The 18,660-nt window shown below is 42.6% G+C and carries 15 protein-coding genes; 12 read left to right on the forward strand and 3 right to left on the reverse strand.

Annotated features, from left to right (window positions below; genetic code table 11):
* Positions 1-3 precede the first annotated feature (3 nt).
* From DFO72_RS10090 to DFO72_RS10110, 5 genes are all read left to right on the forward strand, one after another.
* Positions 4-1,065 (forward strand): Gfo/Idh/MocA family protein, encoded by a 1,062-nt coding sequence (locus tag DFO72_RS10090; RefSeq protein ID WP_113881571.1) that lies wholly within the window; start codon positions 4-6, stop codon positions 1,063-1,065.
* Position 1,066: 1 nt separating this feature from the next.
* Positions 1,067-1,954 carry a sugar phosphate isomerase/epimerase family protein gene (locus DFO72_RS10095; RefSeq protein WP_113881572.1) on the forward strand — a complete coding sequence of 296 codons (888 nt, stop codon included), beginning with the start codon at positions 1,067-1,069 and terminating at the stop codon, positions 1,952-1,954.
* 232 nt (positions 1,955-2,186) lie between these two features.
* Positions 2,187-3,341, forward strand: a complete 1,155-nt coding sequence (locus DFO72_RS10100) for an ROK family transcriptional regulator (RefSeq protein ID WP_113881573.1) — start codon at positions 2,187-2,189, stop codon at positions 3,339-3,341.
* A gap of 15 nt (positions 3,342-3,356) precedes the next feature.
* A complete protein-coding gene (locus DFO72_RS10105; protein ID WP_113881574.1) occupies positions 3,357-4,373 on the forward strand; it encodes an asparaginase in 1,017 nt (338 codons plus the stop codon).
* Positions 4,374-4,420: 47 nt separating this feature from the next.
* Positions 4,421-5,107 carry a copper homeostasis protein CutC gene (locus DFO72_RS10110; protein WP_113881575.1) on the forward strand — a complete coding sequence of 229 codons (687 nt, stop codon included), beginning with the start codon at positions 4,421-4,423 and terminating at the stop codon, positions 5,105-5,107.
* Positions 5,108-5,259: 152 nt separating this feature from the next.
* Here the strand turns inward: DFO72_RS10110 and DFO72_RS10115 are convergent, their stop codons facing one another.
* Positions 5,260-6,048 carry an HAD family hydrolase gene (locus DFO72_RS10115; protein WP_113881576.1) on the reverse strand — a complete coding sequence of 263 codons (789 nt, stop codon included), beginning with the start codon at positions 6,046-6,048 and terminating at the stop codon, positions 5,260-5,262.
* Positions 6,049-6,317: 269 nt separating this feature from the next.
* Here DFO72_RS10115 and DFO72_RS10120 point away from each other — a divergent pair, with 269 nt between their 5' ends.
* The 4 genes from DFO72_RS10120 (at position 6,318) to DFO72_RS10135 (ending at position 10,444) form a co-directional block, all read left to right on the forward strand.
* The gene (locus tag DFO72_RS10120; protein ID WP_113881577.1) at positions 6,318-6,935 is read left to right on the forward strand and encodes a GNAT family N-acetyltransferase; all 618 of its coding nucleotides are present in this window, start codon (positions 6,318-6,320) and stop codon (positions 6,933-6,935) included.
* Between the two features lie 517 nt (positions 6,936-7,452).
* Entirely contained in the window at positions 7,453-7,719 is a 267-nt protein-coding gene (locus DFO72_RS10125; RefSeq protein ID WP_113881579.1) for a hypothetical protein, read from the forward strand.
* A 223-nt stretch (positions 7,720-7,942) separates the two neighbouring features.
* Positions 7,943-8,104 (forward strand): hypothetical protein, encoded by a 162-nt coding sequence (locus DFO72_RS29890; protein ID WP_243856114.1) that lies wholly within the window; start codon positions 7,943-7,945, stop codon positions 8,102-8,104.
* A gap of 435 nt (positions 8,105-8,539) precedes the next feature.
* Positions 8,540-10,444, forward strand: coding sequence for an endonuclease MutS2 (locus DFO72_RS10135; protein WP_113881581.1), 1,905 nt, complete (start codon positions 8,540-8,542; stop codon positions 10,442-10,444).
* Positions 10,445-11,056: 612 nt separating this feature from the next.
* On the opposite strand, the gene DFO72_RS10140 is transcribed toward DFO72_RS10135, so the two are convergent.
* Together DFO72_RS10140 and DFO72_RS10145 are read right to left on the reverse strand one after the other, a co-directional pair.
* On the reverse strand, positions 11,057-12,511 hold the full coding sequence (locus DFO72_RS10140) for a flavin monoamine oxidase family protein (protein ID WP_113881582.1): 1,455 nt from the start codon (positions 12,509-12,511) through the stop codon (positions 11,057-11,059).
* A 112-nt stretch (positions 12,512-12,623) separates the two neighbouring features.
* Entirely contained in the window at positions 12,624-14,048 is a 1,425-nt protein-coding gene (locus tag DFO72_RS10145) for a Na+/H+ antiporter NhaC family protein (protein ID WP_113881583.1), read from the reverse strand.
* Between the two features lie 311 nt (positions 14,049-14,359).
* Between DFO72_RS10145 and DFO72_RS10150 the strand changes: the two genes are divergently transcribed.
* The 3 genes from DFO72_RS10150 (at position 14,360) to DFO72_RS10160 (ending at position 18,659) form a co-directional block, all read left to right on the forward strand.
* The gene (locus DFO72_RS10150) at positions 14,360-14,593 is read left to right on the forward strand and encodes a hypothetical protein (RefSeq protein WP_309472959.1); all 234 of its coding nucleotides are present in this window, start codon (positions 14,360-14,362) and stop codon (positions 14,591-14,593) included.
* Positions 14,594-14,766: 173 nt separating this feature from the next.
* A complete protein-coding gene (locus DFO72_RS10155) occupies positions 14,767-16,719 on the forward strand; it encodes a putative thiazole-containing bacteriocin maturation protein (protein ID WP_113881584.1) in 1,953 nt (650 codons plus the stop codon).
* Complete coding sequence (locus DFO72_RS10160) at positions 16,716-18,659, forward strand: TOMM precursor leader peptide-binding protein (RefSeq protein WP_113881585.1); 1,944 nt, start codon at positions 16,716-16,718, stop codon at positions 18,657-18,659. The genes DFO72_RS10155 and DFO72_RS10160 overlap by 4 nt, the downstream gene beginning before the upstream one ends.
* Position 18,660: the final 1 nt, after the last annotated feature.

Raw genomic sequence — 18,660 nt, forward strand, 5'->3', positions numbered from 1 at the left:
AAAGTGGAACCTTTAAGAGTATGTATTATAGGAGCCGGATCCATATCTGATATGCACTTCAAATCCTTTGCCAGCAATTCTGATGCTGTTCTGTACGGAGTTTTTGATTATTCTGCGGAAAGAGCGGAAGCGAAAGCGCTGGAGTATGGAATCAGCCATGTATATAGGAATATAGAAGAAGTGTATAGTGACCCGAATGTCGATGCAGTAAGCATTTGCACCTGGAATAATAGCCATGCCGAAATATCTGTTGGGGCACTAAACGCTGGAAAACATGTTCTGGTAGAAAAGCCTTTGGCCATGAATGTGGAAGAAGCGTTAAAAGTGGAAGCAGCTGAAAGGAATAGCGGGAAAACTCTGCAGGTAGGTTTCGTCCGGAGGTTTGCTACAAATACAAAAGTGCTGAAAGCTTTTGTTGACAACGGAACTTTAGGCGACATTTACTATGCTAAAGCATCATGCCTGCGCCGTCTGGGAAATCCCGGCGGCTGGTTTGCAGACAAGGATCGGTCAGGGGGAGGTCCCTTAATAGACCTTGGTGTCCATGTCATCGATGTGTGCTGGTACCTTATGGGCCGCCCTAAAGTAAAGTCGATTTCCGGAAATGTGTACAGCAAGCTGGGGAACAGAGGGAATGTCGAGAATTTACGTTTTTATAAAGCGGCAGATTATCATAAAGACCGGAATACAGTAGAAGATTTAGCAAATGCCCTTATTACGTTTGAGAACGGTGCCTCTTTATTTGTGGATGTATCCTATACACTTCATGCGAAACAAGATGAAATTGGAGTCAAATTATATGGCACCAAAGGCGGCGCAGAACTGGAGCCTGAATTGGCCATTATTAGTGAAGAAAACAACACTATCCTTAATATTCACCCGCAAATGGATCATTTAACCTTTGATTTTGCCAATGCTTTTCAGAATCAGATCGATTCCTTTGTTTCAAGCTGCATAACAGGAACAAATCCATTAGCGCCTGTTGAAGATGGGGTGGAAATGATGAAAATCCTCGCTGGCATTTATGAAGCGGCTGATAAGAAAAGTGAGGTGACATTTGCTTAAAATGAAGACTGTTAAACTCTCAAATAAAATTGGTGTCATGGTGGATAGTCTGCGGCTGCCTCTTTACGAAGGACTTAAACTCTGCAAGGATATGGGGGCTGATGGTGTACAAATATATGCAGTTGAAGGAGAAATGGCTCCTGAAAATATAGATCAGAATTCCCGTAAAAACCTAAAGAGCTATTTGGATTCCATCGGCCTGGAAATTTCTGCCCTTTGCGGTGACCTTGGGGGGCATGGGTTTCAGGATGCTGTGCAAAATCCAATTAAGATCGAAAAATCAAAACGCATTTTGGATCTCGCTGCAGAGTTGGGGACAAATATTGTGACGACGCATATTGGCATTATTCCTGAAGAGCAGGACAGCCCCATATTTGAAGCGATGCAGGCTGCATGTGAAGAACTCGCTGTTTACGCTAGAAGCATGAATGCCTACTTTGCCATTGAGACAGGTCCTGAACCATCCGCCAGGCTCAAAAACTTTCTGGATACTTTGAGCACTAACGGGGTATCAGTTAATTTTGATCCGGCGAATATGGTGATGGTAACCGGAGATGACCCGGCAGAAGGTGTAAGGCTCCTAAAGGACTATATTGTCCATACACATGTGAAGGATGGAAAGAGGCTGAAGCCTGCTGATCCACGTGATGTATACGGGTTCCTTGGATATGGCGGCGGCACAGACCATGAAAAAATGGCAGAAATGGTTGCTTCAGGTGAGTATTTTAGGGAGCTGCCGCTCGGAAGGGGAGATGTGGATTTCGAGGCTTACTTCAATGCTTTAAACGAAATTAACTTTCAAGGGTACTTAACCATTGAAAGAGAAGTAAATCAAAATCCAATCAGTGACATTTCAGAAGCGGTAGAATTTATCAAAAGCTTTAGGTAAATGGATTCATACTTTGAACAAAGTGTATAATGAGATAGGGATTTCCAACGTAAGCTTCCAAAAGGGATAAGTGAGATTTCTCTTTTGGAAGCTTACCGAACTTGCACAGAAAAGTGATTAAGTTTTAAAGGATGATGTTGGTTTTTCCAATGAAGGCGAGAGTCAACACGATTCTTTAAATGCACCTTCAGAGTTGGAAGTCTAAATCTGCAGGCATAAAGAAGGTAGGATAATGGAGAAACACGATCAGCTACTAATGAAAAGACAAAATAAAAATCTTGTTCTTGATATTTTAAAGACAAAGTCTCCTATATCAAGGATTGATATTGCAAAAATGACGGGGATGAGCCCGACTTCCATAACACGAATTGTTACTGAGCTTCAGCTGCAGGGCTACCTAAGGGAAACTGAGGCAGTTGCAACAGGAGTAGGGAGAAAAGCAACCCTGCTGGAAGTTCGCGGTGATGTGCTTTATACAGTTGGCATTGAAATTGACAAATCCCTGCTGAAAGTTGGAATTGTCAATTATATTGGAGAAATGGTTTCATTACATAAGAGTAAAAGAAATGAATCAGAGAGTTATAGGGAAACGCTTCATAAAATAAATGCTGTGATTCAAAAGATCATGACTGAGAACGAGATTCCTGCCAATAAAATAATGGGCCTGGCAGTTGGTTTACCTGGATATATTGATTATAAAAACGGAATTGTAAAGGTATCGGATCAGTTAAAGTGGAAAGATGCAAGCCTGGCTGAGGATCTTCAAAAGCTTACCTCTTTTAATGTCATAGTGGATAATGAATTAAAAATGAAGATTGTGGCAGAGAGCTTTACAGGCAAAGCAAAGGATTCACAGAATTCCATATTAATAGGCATTGGTTCAGGAATTGGCTCTTCCATCATGCTTAATGGAGACATTTACAGAGGGGAAACCAATAATGCAGGGGAAATCGGGCATACCGTGATTGATCCTACAGGCAATGTATGCAATTGCGGCAAAATAGGCTGTCTCGCAACCTATATTTCTGAAGGGGCGATCCTTGCTGACAGCAGGAAAGTGAAGGAAATTTCTTCTATAGAAGATGTGTTCCAATCCTACCGGGACCGGGAGCCCTGGGCTCTGAATATTATGGATAGAGCCTCCACTTATATTGCATTGGCCATCAGCAACCTCCTCTGTCTGTATAATCCTGAAGTCATTATCTTGAGCGGCAATACGATTGAGAAACTGCCTGAAATGAAGCAAGCCATTGAACAAAAATGCGAGTTATATATATGGGAGCCATTGAAGCAATCGGTCAGAATCGTATATTCGGAATTGAGTGATACCGGAGTTGTTCTTGGGGCGGCTATACAGGCCCAAAATCTTATGCTGGAGCTTGAGTAGAAGGAGAGAACTGAATTGAAATTTACTGCATTAGTAGAGGAAGTCAGGGGAGGGATCGTTGAGAATATTCATACCGGGATTATATGCGGTGTGGACGATCAATTAGAATCCTTTTATCAGGTTGGGGATGAAGAGCATTACACATACTTTCGCTCTGCATCTAAGCCAATCCAGGCGCTGCCCGTATTTCTGACTGACATAATTGATAAGTACGGATTAACAGAGCAGGAAGCAGCATTGTTCACAGCTTCCCATCGAGGAGAACCTTACCATATTAAAGCTCTGGAATCCATGTTTGCAAAACTCCCTGTAAAGGAAGAAGAACTTTATTGCCCTGCTTCTTATCCTTTAAATATACAGCCAAGAGAAGAGATGATCAGGCAAGGGATTCAGAAAAGGAAACTTTATCACAATTGCGCAGGCAAACATATGGGATTTATTACTGTATGCCGTGAATGGGGATTTCCAGTGGAGGGATACTGGAAAGAAGACCATCCTTTGCAAAAGCATATCCTGGATATTCTTTCTCATTTATCGGGTATTCCTGTCTCTAAAATTCATATTGGTGTTGATGGCTGTGGGGCGCCCGTTTTTGCCATTCCTTTAAAGAGGATGTCAGAAGTATACCTGAAGCTGGCTTGTCCCGATCTGATTCAAGATCCTCAGCTGCAGCAGGCAGTTTTTAAAATGACGTCCATTATGAATAACCAGTTTAATATGGTGGCATCACAGCATTTTATCTGTTCGATTTTATTGGAAGACAGTAATATTGTTGCTAAAGGCGGAGCCCAGGGTGTGTATTGCTTCGGACTAAAAAAAGAACGGGCTGGATTTGCCCTCAAAGTGTTAAATGGATCTGAGGACGTCTGGCCAAACATTGTAGCATCTATTCTTGAACAAATACACTATAACAATCAAGAAACCATAAAAAAGCTGAGAAACCTAAGGCCTTCCGTTATTCGAAATGATGCTGGAATGGAAGTAGGATCTATACAGGAAATATTCCAGTCCGAGAAATTGCCTTTAAATTAATTAAGTCCAAACTAATGGGAGAGCACGATTAAAGGAGATACATGAACATGTTAATAGAAGTGATCGCAGATACCCTAAGTGATGCGCTAATTGCAGAGGAAGCCGGCGCAGGCAGAATTGAACTGGTAACCGGGCTCGCAGAGGGCGGTCTGACACCAGGCTATGGCGTTATTGAAAGAGTTTGCAAGGAGTTAAAGATTCCCGTGAATGTAATGATCCGTCCGCACAGCCGCGGGTTTTGCTATTCTGAAGAAGACATTGACATTATGATTCAGGATATTAAAATATGCAATAAATTAGGAGCGGCAGGTGTAGTACTTGGCGTTCTTACACCTGACCAGCAAGTACATAACGATCATTTAAAGCGGCTAATCAATGCAGCAGATGGAATGGATATTACTTACCATCGCGCCTTTGATGAGGCCAATGATCAATTTGCAGCTTTGGAAACTCTAAAGCAGTATCCGCAAATTTCGAGGATCCTTACATCCGGCGGCAGGAGAAGTGCTGCAGATGCAGCAGAAAGGCTAAAGAACCTGCATGATCTTACCGCAAATAGTCATCTAAAAATCATGGCGGGTGCTGGTCTTTCAATTGAAAATATCAGTGCGTTTTTAGATGAGGTGCCAGTCACTGAAGTTCACTTTGGTACAGGAGTCCGTGTGAAATCCAGCTATGAGCATGCGATTGATCCAGAGAGGGTGCTAAAGGTAAAGAATATAATCGGTGCATAATGTGAAAGGGGCTTTAGCGGAATGCAGCCTGCTAAGTAATGCGGTATTGTGTGAGCGAGTTATTATCACATACTAACCTAAGAATATTGCTATTAAAAAAGACAGGTAAATCACCTGTCTTTTTATATTACGAAAATACCTATAAAAATACATTAAATCGCATAAGATTTAAGAAGATAACGTTCAATAAACTCAGCTAATCCATCATTTTCGTGGTGCCCTGTAACAAAATCAGCTGCGGCTTTAACCAGCTCGCCAGCGTTCCCCATTGCCACACCCGTACCGGCATGACGAAGCATCTCTATATCATTGGGTCCGTCTCCAATGGCTGCGACTTCATTTGGGCTGATCCCAAGTTCGTTAAGTAAGCTTTTGATAGCGGCCCATTTCGAAACATCGGGAGCAACCAGCTCAAACCCGTCATTCCAATCGATGACTGCTGCTTCCGTTTTAAACAAAGCGGATATTTCTTGGCTTGGAGAACCTGTTCGAACACTATATTTAAGAACATCATGATAAGCTGCCTGTCTTAAATCTCCGATATACTGCGGCGGTATTTGCCCAACTTTAGTCCAATAATCGATTTCTTCATTTGTTTCCTTACAATATAGCCCAGTAGATGTATGGATCATAACATTACATGGACTTTCTGCTGTCAGATGGTGGAAACGTTCCTCGTTCAATCGTACGGTTTTTATTTTCGTAGCTTTTCCTGTCTCTGCATCGTGAATAGAGGCACCATTCAGACAGATCATCGGTGTTTGTAATCCAATTTCTTTATGGTAGGGTGCGGTTACTTCATAGTGCCGGCCAGTGGCTAGAAACACCATGACTCCCTGATCTATGAGCCGATAAATGGCTTCCATATTTCGGCGGGAAATGCAGTTTGAGGCTTTCAGGAGTGTACCATCCATATCAATAAATACTGCACGCATATTCATTTATATTGCCTCCTCATTTGGTGATAAACCAATCATATACTCTGAATATTAAACCCATGTAAATTCAGAGTATAGATTAGATGTTTTTTTGAAGCAGAAGAGCTTCTCCCAATAACAGGGTATTAGTTTAAGAAGAAAATATCGGGCTTTAGATTAAGGTAAGATTTTTATTGTGCCATTAAAGGGCTCTTTCCTGCGCAGAGCGGGAAAGTAGCAGATCCTTATAAATCGAGCAACTGAAACATCCACAAAGAATAGAGGGGTAGACTATGAATATTATTCGTGCTAATGAAGCAAAAGGAAAGATAAGAAATGAGATGAGTGTCATTTTTGTAGACGGCTTTTATCAATGGCTGAATTATTTTTCAAAGGATAAAGCTAAACTTTACAGGACATTTGCCCATATGTTTAATACTGAGGTCTTTTATACGGCTGCAGCTGACAATCATATTGCGTCTATAGCCGCCTGTACAAACAATACACCTGCAGTAAGATTAAAATATAGTGAATTTAGAAAGCATCTTGGTTTAATCATGGGAAGTATTGCTTATATCATTCTCAAAAAAGAATTTGAGAAAAAGCAATACCCCTTTCAAATATCTGAAAATATGGGTGCAATAGAGTTTGTGGCAACATCGGTTAATTATAGAGGACAGGGTGTTGCGGCAGAACTGCTAAAATCGATAATGGATTCAGCTTCATATGACGAATATGTTCTAGAGGTAGCAGATACCAATACAAATGCCATCAAGCTTTATGAAAAACTGGGCTTTGCAGAGTTTATGCGTATACCTCAAAAGCATAGTGAAAGAAGTGGTGTCAATCATCTTGTCTATATGAAGCATGTGAAGAAGAAAGAAGTTGAGTCGCTGGGACCTATCCTCTGATGTGATGGCTAAATGGATGAGCTGACCCTGATGCTGTATAGTTGATTTGAACCATTTATCTAAAAATAGGTTATTTCCACGAAAAAGAAGCTTAATAGAGGTAAAAGTAGCGACATCCTTTGGATGAAATTCGATTAAATATATTTCTAAGAAGGAGATTATCATCAATGGCATCTGTTTCAATGAAGAGAAACTGTATCGGATTCAGATTACTAAACCATGCCAGGTAATAGGCATACTCGATAATGTTTTTGGAGGGTTTTATCCTTTTTTAGATGATATGAAAGCCCAAAACTGGGGGGTGATCCCGGTAGGCTGTGAAGGATGGATAATCAAAAAATGGGGACGAACATACTTTTGGCCTGATGAAAACCAGAATGGAATAGAGAAATTCATACCTGCTGACCAGCCATTTGTGTTAATTCCCTACCATAAAATAAAAGACTCTTACAATAAAATGAGCTAATGGGCGCTAATGCTTAATAGGATCATAAAAAATGAAGGAGCGGCGGTTATAGTGATTAATGGCTGGATTCTTATCCTTATTATCTTGCTGATTATAATCCTTTGTCTTTACTTTATTACCAGACATAAAAAACAAGCGGTTCAGGTATTTACTTTAGAAAGTTTTTTAAATGCACATCACTGGAATGAGAGTGCAGATACAAATAAAAATATACTGGATTCTATTAAAGAATTTTTTGATGAAGCCGATCATGCTGGGAACGGCGATGAGAGTAATCCAGGAGACAGCGATGATGGAGGAGACGATGGGGGAGAATGAGTGCCAGCAGTTTACCCGGAAAAAACTTAGACCATGAGTTCCAAGGTCCCCATTTGTGAAGGGCTTTTGGTCATGCTATTTGAAAAAGCTATGTTATTTTTTCATGAACTTTCTTAAAAGAAGGTTAATGTATGTAAAAAAATGGATTATGACCTTCTATTTCCGTTCGGATTCTTCTATGATTACTACTGTAACAAATATAGCAGCCAAGGAGGAATTGGAAATGAAAAAATGGTTATTAGCTATGATGGCAGCTTTAATGATTACAGGTGTGGCTACAGGCTGCAGCAATGAAGATGATACTGACGAGACTAACACAGAAGAAACTGAAGATACGGGAACAGAAGAAGGTACTGAAGAAGGAACTGAAGAGGAAACTGAGTAAAGATTCAAATTCAAAGAAAGTGCGCCTTTTGGGGAAGGTGCACTTTCTTTTTTTAAAAATACGCAAATATTTCCATATGCAGTTTGACGAGACTGGCAGTTCCGTGCTACATTAATTTCATAATACAAAAAGGTGTGGTGAAGTATGTCGGTAGTAGGTGTCAACTAATTGTTATTAGTTGAATAAGGTGTTTATTTTCTGGTTTTAGCCAGGTTATTAAGAATGCCTTTTTTCAAACATAACTTGTTTGAATACCTACTATAAGACTGCTTCCATTTCTATATTTTCGTGTAGCTTTAGACATTAAGCCTGCTTTAGGGTTTAGTTTGTTTATGCCTGTTCGAAATAGTACGCCCGCGGAAGCTTTCTGCCCAATTCAAATTGGCGGTGGGGAAGGCTTTTGCGGGCTATTTTATTTGGAATGAGGCAGAGAATATGAATAAAATGACTTTTGAAAAATTACAATACCATGAATTGAAGAATAAAGTGAAACAGCATTGCGTCAGCAGTTTAGGGAAAGAATTAATCGACCGGTTACAGCCGAGCACGAATATGAAAGCCGTCCGCAATCGCTTAAATGAAACAAGCGAGGCCAGAAGGCTGCTGGACGCCGAAAAGCATCTCCCATTAACCGGCATTTCCAATATCACAAGCCATATTGAAAAATTGGAAAAAGGCATCATATTAACTCCATCAGAGTTAAATGCTGTATCAGATTTTTTAAGAGGCTGCAGGAAAATCAAAAAGTTTATGGCTGATAAAGAATTTTTTGCGCCAGTCCTGTACACTTATGCGCTATCTATGACTGAATTTAGAAATATTGAAGAAGAGATCTTATATGCGATTAAGGGAAACATGGTTGACTCTGGTGCCAGCAAAGAGCTCAAACGAATCAGAAATCACATGGCGAAAACAGAAGGGAAAATCGAAGAACGATTGAATAAGTTTTTGCGCAGCGGAGCAAATAAGGAGTACATTCAAGAATTCTATATCAGCAAAAAGGATGACCGTTTTACGATTCCGATTAAAGCATCCTTTAAAAATCAGGTAGCCGGAACAGTAATCGAAACATCCTCAAAAGGGTCGACTGTTTTCATAGAGCCTGATGCAGTTTCAAAGCTCAATGTTGAATTGGCAATGCTAAAATCGGAGGAGTCGGTAGAGGAATATCAAATATTAGCCACGCTTTCCGGAGCGATTCTTGAATCCATTCATGAGATCCGAATCAATATTGAATGCATTAGCCAGTACGACATGATTTTTGCGAAAGCGAAGTACAGCAAAAGTACGGACGCCATTGAACCGGAGATTAATAATCATGGATATATCAAATTAGTAAGCAGCAAGCACCCATTATTAGAAGGAAACATTGTCCCGCTGGATTTTGAAATCGGGAAAGATTATAGAAGCTTAGTCATAACAGGCCCAAATGCGGGCGGGAAAACCGTCGTATTAAAGACAATCGGAATCCTTACGCTGGCTGTCATGTCCGGGTTTCATATTATGGCGAAACCGGGAAGTGAAATCGCCATCTTTGATCATGTATATGTTGATATTGGCGATAATCAAAGCATAGAGAACGCCCTAAGCACGTTTTCTTCCCATATGAAGAACATTTCAGAGATCATGAGTGCTTCCACCAATAATACGCTGCTTTTATTCGATGAGATCGGCAGCGGAACAGAGCCGAACGAAGGTGCCGCTTTAGCCATTGCCATTCTAGAAGAGTTTTATCATATGGGATGCATAACGATTGCCACTACTCACTACGGTGAGATTAAACGTTATTCTGAAATGCATGATGATTTTATGAATGCTGCCATGTTATTCGACAGTGCGGAATTGAAACCGATGTATAAGCTCTTAATAGGTGAATCAGGAGAGAGCAATGCGCTTTGGATTTCCAGAAAGATGAATATCCGCGAACCTGTCCTGAAGCGTGCACAAATGTATATTGAAAACAAGGATTATAATCTGCAAGCAGTAAGAGAGAACAAAATAAAGAAGCCAGTGATTGAAGTGAAGCAGATCATAGAAGAATATCATTTTGAAATCGGTGACCGGGTAAAATGGATCAGCCAGGATGATTATGCCGTTGTCTATGAGCCAATAGATAAATTTAATAACATCAAGCTGTTTTATAAAGATGAAATAGTGGAAGTAAACAGCAAGCGGGTTGAATTAGACATTAAAGCAAGCGAGCTTTATCCAGAAGGCTATGATATGAATACCTTATTTACCGGTTACCATGAACGGAAGCTGCAGCATGATCTGGAGAGAGGATCGAAAAAGGCGCTAAGAAAAGTTCAAAAGGAGATTAGAAATAGAAAGCAGGAATAATTGTATGTAGGCGATCCTCCATTTATGGAGAGATCGCTTTTTCTACCTTGCTTAACGAATACTGGCCAATAATCTGACCGACTAATTTGGTAATCTGTCGCCGATAAAACCGAGGTTTCGCTCATGGCTTTGGAATTTATCTGTTAAAACTGGATTTCGCTCATAACTATGGAATTTCGCCGATAAAACTTCGAATTCGCTCATAACTTTGGAATTTTGCCGATAAAACTGCCGGTTTTCGCTCATAACTTTGGAATTTCGCCGATAAAACTGCCGAATTCGCTCATAACTATGGAATTTCGCCATAAAACGGTGAATTCGCTCATAACTATGGAATTTCGCCGATAAAACAGTGATTTCGCTCATAACTAGTGATTTCGCTCACAACTTTGGAATATCGCCGATAAAACTGCCGAATTCGCTCATTATTTTGGAATTTTGCCGATAAAACTGCCGATTCCGCTCATAACTTTGGAATTTCGCCGATAAAACTGCGAATTCGCTCATAACTTTGGAATTTCGCCGATAAAACCGAAATTTCGCTCATAACTTTGAAACTCTAAGCAGAAGTAGTTTTCTAATCTGCCATTACATCATGTACTAGAAAAATACCTACTTAGGCAAATCATTTACCTCATATGCAGCTCGTATTCCGGATTCGATTGCCCCTTGAATCCATGTCCGGGTTTTGGATGTATGCTCTCCGGCAAAATGGACACGCCCCTCCGGTGAAACAATACCGGGAAACAATTCGGTTTCCTGTCCGGGTTCAAAGAATGAAAATCCGCCGCTAGAATAAGGATTCAGTGCCCAGCTGAATGAAGCTCCTGCAGCAAATTGGCTATAAACAATATTACCGTAAATTTCCGCCAGGTTTTTAAGTGCATATTGAATACGCTTTTCCTCGGGCTGGCTATCCCATGTGTGAGCCTCATCCGCCCAGGTATAGCTGGCAATAAGAATGGCAGGGCCGCTTGTGCCAATCCCATGACTTGGAAGATAGGTAAATCGAATCGGCTGGTCTGTAATGGTTTTGCCGCCCGGCTGACCTGCCATCTCCCAAAACCGGGACTTAAATTCAATGGCAATTTTGGTTGCTGCCATATAATTAAGCTCCCGAATAGCTCGCCGCTTGAAATAGGAAAATGATTGAAAGGGTTCGATATTCACAAATCTCAAAACTGAAAAGGGGATCGTGACAATGGCATGGTCTCCTGTTATGGTGGAATGCTCATTGGTCTGCTGATGGGTTAATTGAATGGATACACTGTTTGTGTCCTGAATGATTCCAGTCATTTTTTGATGGAGATGAATATCATTTTTCAATTGAGGGAGGAAAGCCTTTGGTAATCGGTCCATTCCGCCTGTTATTTCATAGTAAGTTCCTGGAGAAGTGAAAATGACTAACTCACGTAAAACTTCAGTAAAAGACATTCCCATAAATGCCTCTAAATCCAGCAGTACACCGATCATGTCAATCGCACCAGCTGAAAAATAAAGGTTTAATATATAGCCAAAAGAGTATTTTTTATATTGGCTTTCCAAAATGGCCCAATTTTTTGCAGGGTCTTTGCCGACAAAGTCAATAAAAGGCTGTACCGCTGTCAGCAGAAGCTCTTCAGCCGATTTGCCTCTCTCATTTGGATGAATGGGGAAATTTAATATGCCTGGATAGCGTTCATACACCTCAAGCCGTGTTTTAATGCCATTTGCGTAAAGAAGATCCATTGGAGTACGGTTTACAAAAACGTTTATAGGAAGCTTGAATTTTTTGATATAGGACAAGGTCAGCGAATGGATATGAGGTATCCTCATTGGACCAGCGTTAAAGAATAATCCTTTGCTGAAGGGGGAGCGCATGGTATATACTCGTCCGCCTATTCTGTCATTTGCCTCCAGAATGGTGATCTTATGTCCGGATTCCTTTAATAAAGAACCTGCCACCAGACCAGCCATACCTGCACCAATAATGATGATATGCTTTGGCGACTGTGTCTTTCGAAGGCCGTGATGAATCACATTCAGCATTTGAACATTCGTTAATTCCGGCTTTTTCTTCCAAGTCATCTCTCCGCCCCTTTGCAATAGGATTCATTGCAGTATATTCATCTGCATGAATCACTATGTACATAAGAAGAAAAGGGACTGCTGCACACAATTAGAAGTGATGACAAACTTTTTAGGAAATGAAAAACCCGCTTGCAATGAATAGCCCCGCTGCAATCACGCCGCCAATCGCTGAAACCTTCAATTTATATCGTGCATAATCCACAAGGTCCATATCTAAGATCGAAGCAGTGGTAATGGTCGTATCTCCAAGCGGTGAAGTTAACGCTCCGAATGCCCCGCTTGCGAATACGGCTCCAACGGTAAGCGGAATGGAGGCGCCAGTCGAAACCGCCAGGGTAATTCCAAGCGGCATGAATAATCCCCAGGTTCCCCACGAGCTTCCAATAAAGTAGCCCACCACAGAACCGAGCACAAAGATGGCCGCTGGAGTCAGGAAGGCAGGCAGAAAGCTCCCGAGTGAGCTCCCAATAAAGTCGGAGAACCCAAGATCCTCCGCCGCCATTGTCAGCGCCCAAATCAGGATAAGAAGGCTGATTGCCTCCATCATCTGATTGCCTCCATCATAAAAATGATAAAGAATTTCGTTCATTTTCTCCCGTCTGATTATGTAAAAAATAAAGGTTAAAACGAGGGTAATAAAAACAGCGAGCAGCATCACAAATGTTGCATCTGCCATGGAAAAAGCCTCGAATATTGTATTTGCGCCCTGTGCCAGGCCATCCTGCCATAACAGAAACAAAGAAAAGGTAAGCAATAAAACCACCGGGAAAATCAAATGCCATGGCTGGGCTTTTACAAGCGATAATTCCTTTTTAATTCCCATCCGGTGGAACTCATGCTCTATTTCCTCCAAATCGGTTTGGGTCTCCCCATTTTGCTCTCCCGTCTTTTTCCGTCGCCAAAATGTTTGAATGATTCCAATCAGCAGCATAATGATCGCGTAAAAGTTAAACAAAATACTTAATAAAAAAATCTCATATGCCGACATATCCAGGTTCAGCCCGTTGATCCCGCCTTCAACCAATGACACCATGAAGCCCACAAATGCCGTTGCAACCGGAAGCAGCACGATGACTGATTCGGTTGAAATATCCAAAGTCATGCCCACTTTTTGCTTGGACAGGTTCATCTTTTTGATTAAGGATTTAATAATAGGCCCAATCATCATTATCCGAAACATCGGCATCATGAAGGTGAAAGGGAGGGTGATCCAGATGAACACAAGAAGACCGCGTTCAGACTGGATCCGCCTCCCGGCCCATTCCGAAAACCCCTTAATGCCTCCTGCGATATTCATCATCCCCACAAGGCCGCCAAACAAATATAAAAACCCGACAATCTTGATGTTTGTTTCATCCGAAAGGGTTGTCACGATATAAGCGACTGATTGCTCCGTACCTGTCAGCAAATCAGCTGAAACAATGATGGAACCAAGAAGAATGCCGACTACTAAGCCTGGCAGGATGTTTTTTAGCCAGATGGACATTCCGATTACGATTATAAATGGTATGAGAGATAGCCAGGTGTGATTCAAATTTCTGCCCTCCATTAAGAATGCCATTACTTATTTAGTATTGCCCAGAAATGTTCTATGTAGTGCTATTAATGCCATGAACCCTTTTCTTTTCTGCATGGTTAAATGAAACCCAATAAATCTGGGTGTTTGATTCAGTAACAATACCCCATCCCGGCACATATTTTGATGAGGAGAGTATTAGGAGAATGGATGAATTCAAAAAATTACGATTGATTTCTGCTGTTCTTCATGATTGCCCTTTGTTGCTGGCACAGCTTAATAATATTTACGGAGGTATGAACATGAATGATTTTCAAAGAGATCTTCAAATGTTAAATGTTGGTGATTTCCATGCGAACGAGGCAGTTCCTTGGGATCAAAACCAGATCTATACTGATCAGAGCCGGTTATGCGCTGGTTTTGGTTTTGGCTTTAGCTGCTTTTTCTTTACCTGCTTCAACTGTTTTAATTGTTTCCGATGCTCTAACTGTTTCCGATGCTCTAACTGTTTTAGGTGCGGCGGTCGCTGCGGAGGCCGTTGTGGCGGCCGCTGCGGTGGTTAATAACCATGAACATCTATAATACAATCCCGGCTGGATAGAAAAAGTAAAGCCCCTGCATTTTGCAGGGGCTCTTATCTTGAAGGTTAGACATATGAGACAAATCCCGGTACATAGGATTATAGAGAAGGTAATGTTTAATAAATAGGCATAGTTTACGGGTAAGGAGGAGCGAAATGAAAAATTTGACCCCTTCTGTGAGGCTGAAGGTAAAAAGGGATACGTTTTTTATCCCGGATCCAGCAAAAGGTGTGTATTTTCGGAATAATGTAAGCTCCTTCCGCATGGAAGGCAGTATGATCGATCAGTGGGTTCAAAAGCTGTTGCCAATGTTTAATGGCGAGCATTCGCTGGAGGAATTGACGGCCGGCTTGCCGGGCCCGCATAGGGATCGGGTGTTTGAAATTGCAGAAGTGCTGTACCGCAATGGCTTTGTACGGGACGTAAGCAAGGACCATCCTCATCAATTGGAAGATCATGTTCTTAAAAAGTATGCTTCTCAAATCGAATTTTTGGAAAGCTTCGGTGATTCGGGTGCATACCGTTTTCAGTCCTACCGGCAGGCAAACGTGCTGGCAGCAGGTTCTGGCCCTTTATTTGTTTCGCTGGTTTCTTCGCTGATTGAATCCGGATTGCCTAAAGTTCATATGGTCATTACAGACCCTGAATCGACGAATACAAAGCGTCTGAAGGAAATTATTGCACATGCCCGGCAAACAGACCCCGATGTTTCTGCAGAGGAGGTAACCCGCGAGAGTGAGGAAGATTGTTCCTGGGAGGAATTGATCCAGCCATATGATTCCATTTTATATGTTTCGGAATCAGGGAATGTAGAGGAACTGCAGGTTATACATGGCGCTTGCCGGAAAAAGAAGAAGATATTTCTTCCTGCTACTATCTACAAACAAGCTGGTATGGCAGGCCCCCTCGTGCATCCGGAATCAGAAGTCTGCTGGGAGTCTGCCTGGCATAGAGTCCATCAATCCGCGTTTTGCGAAGACAAGCAATTGCACACCACCTCCCCCACGGCAGGAGCCATGCTGGCTAATTTGATTGTGTTTGAACTGTTTAAAGAGGTTACCGGATTAACTAGTGCTGAACAGAGAAATCAGTTTTTCCTGCTGAATCTGGAGACGCTTGAAGGAAATTGGCATTCCTGCCTGCCTCATCCGATACTGACTGGAAATACAGCTGTGGGTTGGATAAAAGATGTTGATCAGAGGATGGGACAGAGTTCCGAAATAAACAAGACTGACAGTTTGTTTCTTTTTTTCAGCCAATTGACTTCCAAAGAATCCGGGATTTTTCATACATGGGAGGAAGGGGATTTAAAGCAGCTTCCGTTGGCACAGTGCAGTGTACAGCCAGCAGACCCGTTGTCAAAGGGCCCGGCAGATCTCCTGCCAAATATAATCTGTACAGATTTGAGACATGACGAGGCACGCAGGGAAGCGGGTTTGACCGGGATTGAAGCGTATGTGTCGCGGATGGCTGGCCAGTTTGAACTTCCTCCAAATTGCGAAATAAATGGTAATATCTTAGATTTAAATGATGCTGGAATTGGAGCAGGGGAAACATTTGCAGAGGGTGTTTTACGCGGGCTGGATAAGTGTTTGGAAGAGAAACTGGCTAAGCGTCAAGCGGTTCAGAAAACAGTTTCTCCGCTGCATTTGAGTGCAGTAGAAGATGAACGCTGCAGATTCTATTTGGACGCATTGACAACGATGCAGGGAGCACCGAAAATCTGCCAGGGGGAGGAAGTATCCGGCTTCCCTGTGGTCTGGGTCGGCACGAACGATCGCTGGTTTGGCAGTGTTGGCTTTAATATAACATTAGCTCTGAGAAAAGCGCTGCAGCATGCGATAATACAGGTGCAAAACCAAATGGGGGGACATAAGGGAACTGCAGTGGAGGCATCATCTGTGCTTTTGGAAGAAAAGGAGCCTCAAAGTCTAGTCATTCCTCCATGTGAAGAGAAAGAACAATCACAGCTTTTGCTGTCTGCAAGAAGGGTGCTGGAGGAAAACAGCAAGCGGCTCTTAGTCTGTGAATTTTCGTTCGAACCATTTTTGAAAAATAGTCTGGCAGGGGTGTTTGGGGTGTTCATACGAGAGGAGGAATCTCAGTGAGTGCTGTCGTGGTAGTTGTCGGAGAAGGACTGCTGGCGGACAGCGTATGCAGGGAACTGCCCGCTGAATATAAGGTAGTTCGTCATATGAATTTTGAGCCTGAACTGCCGGCTGGGACTGACTTGATTCTGGTGGTGCACGATACCTGGATGCCTTCAGTTCATAAAAAGGCGGAGGAGGTGTCACGAACATCAGGCATTCCCTGGCTGAGGGGCTTTGTATCATTTGGAGAGGGTGTAATTGGCCCATTCGTTCACCCGTCTGCGCCGGGATGCTCACAGTGTGCGGACAATCGAAAACTTCTGGCAGGTCGTGACCGGGAGGAAATGTGGGAGCTGCAGCAGAGAGTCGAAGGGAGCAGCGGATTAATGCGTGACGCATGGGCATCGAGCACGGGACTTTTACAGATGTCCTACCTGCTTCTATCAGAGGTGCAGAGGGTTCTGGGGGGCAGCTTAGCAGACCTGGAAAGGCGAATGTATTTGGTCAGCCTGAAAACACTTAAAAGCACTTGCCACTTCATTCTGCCGGATTCAATGTGCCCAGTGTGCAGCTCCCTGCCTGAAGATTCACAGGAAGCTGCAAGAATTACCATTAAGCCAAGTCCGAAAATAAGCGCAGACAGTTATCGCTGCCGCTCATTGGAAGAGTTAGATCAAACGCTCGTCAAAAATTATCTGGATCCGAGGACTGGTTTATTAAATGGTAAAATGTATGATTTTACGCCACCTTTTGCGGATGTAGTCGTAAACCTTCCAATGTTTAGAGGGGACGAAGGAGTGGCAGGCCGCACTCATTCCTATAAGGTGAGCGAGCTGACAGCCATTTTGGAGGGGCTTGAGCGTTCCTGCGGCATATCGCCCCGTGGCAAGAGGACATCAGTCTATGACAGTTTCCGCAACCTGGAAGATCAGGCTCTTAATCCTGTGAAAGTAGGTGTGCATGCGGATGAGCAATATGCGCGTCCGTACTTTCCTTTTAAAAAATTTAATCCTGATATCCCAATGAATTGGGTATGGGGTTATTCGTTCTTGCAGGAGCGCCCAATTTTGGTTCCTGAGCTGCTTGCTTATTACAGCTTGGGCTGCGGGAATGGATTTGTCTATGAAACATCAAACGGATGCGCACTGGGCGGCAGCCTGGAAGAAGCGATTCTTTACGGTATTTTAGAAGTGGTGGAGCGTGATTCATTCCTGATGACCTGGTACGGGCAGCTGTCCCTTCCGCGTCTTGATCCATATTCCTCCAATGACCGGGAATTGCAGTTGATGATTGATCGGGTAAGAACAGTGGCAGGATATGATCTGCATCTGTATAACGCGACCATGGAGCATGGAATCCCAAGTGTTTGGGCGATGGCGAAAAACAGGAGGAAAAAAGGATTGAATATCATTTGTGCCGCCGGAGCCCATCTTGACCCGGTCCGGGCGGTAAAAAGCGCAGTTCATGAGTTAGCTGGAATGATGGGGACACTGGACGAAAAACTCGAAGAAAACAAGGAGGAATTTTTGCGAATGCTGCAGGATTCCTCCCTCGTCGGGAAAATGGATGATCATGGGATGCTTTACGGTTTGCCGCAAGCGGAAGAACGCCTAAAGTTTTTACTGGATGAAAATCGTCCGCTCCGAACGTTTTCCGAGGAGTTCAAGCGGGAGAGGAGACATGATGACCTGACAGATGATCTGCAGGACCTTCTTCAGGCATTGCACCTGAAAAATCTTGATGTAATAGTGGTGGATCAGACGACACCGGAAATTAAGCGGAGCGGATTGCATTGTGTCAAAGTACTTATTCCGGGTATGCTGTCAATGACATTTGGACACCATCTGACACGTGTAACAGGGCTTAATAGGGTGCTAAAGGTCCCGATGGAACTTGGATATGTAAAAGAACCATTTACAGTTGAACAGCTTAATCCACATCCCCACCCATTTCCATAAG

The sequence above is a fragment of the Cytobacillus oceanisediminis genome (assembly GCF_004366035.1).
GTDB classification, from domain to species: Bacteria; Bacillota; Bacilli; order Bacillales; family Cytobacillaceae; genus Cytobacillus; species Cytobacillus oceanisediminis_C.